3 protein-coding genes are annotated in these 1,831 nt (G+C 59.3%); all 3 read right to left on the bottom strand.

Going from position 1 to position 1,831, the window contains the following annotated elements; all coding sequences use genetic code 11:
• Positions 1 to 542: LNS2 domain-containing protein (locus WBB85_RS20500; RefSeq protein WP_432640439.1), on the bottom strand; the 542-nt coding region annotated here is incomplete at its 3' end.
• 147 nt (positions 543 to 689) lie between these two features.
• Positions 690 to 1,244, bottom strand: coding sequence for an HdeD family acid-resistance protein (locus tag WBB85_RS20495; RefSeq protein WP_432640438.1), 555 nt, complete (start codon positions 1,242 to 1,244; stop codon positions 690 to 692).
• A 120-nt stretch (positions 1,245 to 1,364) separates the two neighbouring features.
• Complete coding sequence (locus tag WBB85_RS20490) at positions 1,365 to 1,700, bottom strand: hypothetical protein (protein ID WP_432640437.1); 336 nt, start codon at positions 1,698 to 1,700, stop codon at positions 1,365 to 1,367.
• Between the last annotated feature and the right edge of the window lie 131 nt (positions 1,701 to 1,831).

Genomic DNA, 1,831 nt, shown 5'->3' with positions numbered 1-1,831 from the left:
TCCATCTGCTCGCCCCAGGTCGCGTAACACCCGGCCCAGGCGCCGGTTTGGCAGGTTTTCTTGCCCTCGCGCTTAAGTGCAAAGATACGCTGTGGGCTTATTCCGACGCTCGCGTAGGCTTCAAAATCGGAACTGGAGTCGCCGTAGGCGGCGACGAAGCCACAGCCGCCCGCTGTATAGGCCTCCAGCACCCGTTTCTTGAACGCGGCGTGATCCTCCCGATCGTAGCGCGATTCGGTCACGTGCAGCCTGCCCGGCGGGAACCCGTTCTCCTCGAGCCAATCGCGAATTCCTCCCTGCAACAGCGGAATTCGGGCGCTAAGGTAGACGATGAGGTATCCCGAATCGGCAAACGCCCGAACAGCGGTTGCAGCGCCCTCCCGAGCGGTCTTGATGGACAGGACTTCCGGCGTAAGGGTTCCGTCGATGTCGAATACCACACATTCTGACTGCACATCCGTTACCAGCTCCGGCTCGTCGACGCTGCGGATCATCGCTACACCGGCCATGGCCAAAAACAGGAAGAGTAACAGCCAGCCCACCGCCGCTATTTTTATAGCGTGCATGATCCGGGGCCCGAGCCGTACTGCAGGCGCCGTCGGACACACACGGCCGTTCGGTACGGCACGGGCCTACCGAAAAACATCATGGTATGGCGTCGACACCCCAGGTCATCCGCATACCGCACCCTAGGACGCGCCGACTTCCTTTACGGCGTTCTTGGCAAGACCACCGACCGCAATCAGCGTCCAGCCGCTCATCATGAGTTGGACACCCACCAGGGTACCAACGGCCCACACCCCGGATATCGGGAATTGTCGCCAGATCATCACCCCGAGCATAAAAGAGATGATGCCGCCGAACAGCAGCCAGCCCCACCCCTGTTCCGGCCTCGCCCCAAAAGCGCCGATGACCTGCACAACACCGCTGGCTATGAAATAGCCGGCGAGGAAAAGGGTCAGCGTGGCCAGCCCGGAAACGGGCTGCGACAGCATGTAGCCTCCGGCGATCAGGCTGAGTGCCGCAAAGATGGCAAGCAGGAGGCCCTCTCCGAAGGAGCCTGCCTTGAAAACCAGCACAAGCTGGGCCGCACCGCTCATGAGCAGCAGCACGCCGATCATCACGGTTAATGACAGACCGGCCCCGAGAGGCGCAACGAGTGCCAGGAATCCTGCGATCAGAAGCAGTACTCCAACCCATTTAGAGGTCTTCGCGTCTTTCTTGATGGTCTCTATGAGTGTCATGGCATCTTCTCTCTTGATTATTCCTTCTTATCGGTACGGAACCGCGACGACGTCTGCTCGATCAGCCCCATCATCAGTGGCCGGCACGGCTTAACCGTGCCCGCCGATCTTCACGGTCAGTCAGGCGTCGAGCTCGTCCAGCGCCGTATCGTAATGCTCGAGCGCTTTCGCATAGTGCTTCGCGGCGCCATTCATGTCGTCCTTGCCGTAGGCGTCAATAGACTTCTGGAGCTCGTCATTGCCCTTCGTCAGTTCCTTGGCCGCCGTTTCGTAAGCATCATCTTCGGCCTTCTCGAGGTGATCAAGAGCTGACGCAAAGAAGCCGAGCCCCTTGTCGAAGTGCCGCGCAGCCGAGTCCACGTTGTCTTTGTCGATCGCGTTGTCTGCCTTCTGGAACTGGCGGATGCCCTTGGCGGCATTAACAGCAGCCCGGTAAACCTGGTAGTTCTCGCCCATCTTGTTTCTCCTTCTCTTGCGAATACGCGCGTTGCTTGTCGAAGTAACGCACCAAGAAGCTGACAGTGCCTGATTGACGCTACAGCGTGTTCTTGTAGATAACCCCGTCCTTTGTTCCTATAGAGCGGGGG

Origin of the sequence: Albidovulum sp. (genome assembly GCF_049646345.1) — a bacterium.
In the GTDB taxonomy this organism is placed as follows: domain Bacteria; phylum Pseudomonadota; class Alphaproteobacteria; order Rhodobacterales; family Rhodobacteraceae; genus Albidovulum.
The sequence above is the reverse complement of the archived record's forward strand: the minus strand, read 5'-3'. Positions and strand labels throughout refer to the sequence as shown.

Coding starts and splice junctions, on each gene's coding strand:
- WBB85_RS20495 (WP_432640438.1), bottom strand. CDS start 1,244: ATGACACTCATAGAGACCATCAAGAAAGACGCGAAGACCTCTAAATGG.
- WBB85_RS20490 (WP_432640437.1), bottom strand. CDS start 1,700: ATGGGCGAGAACTACCAGGTTTACCGGGCTGCTGTTAATGCCGCCAAG.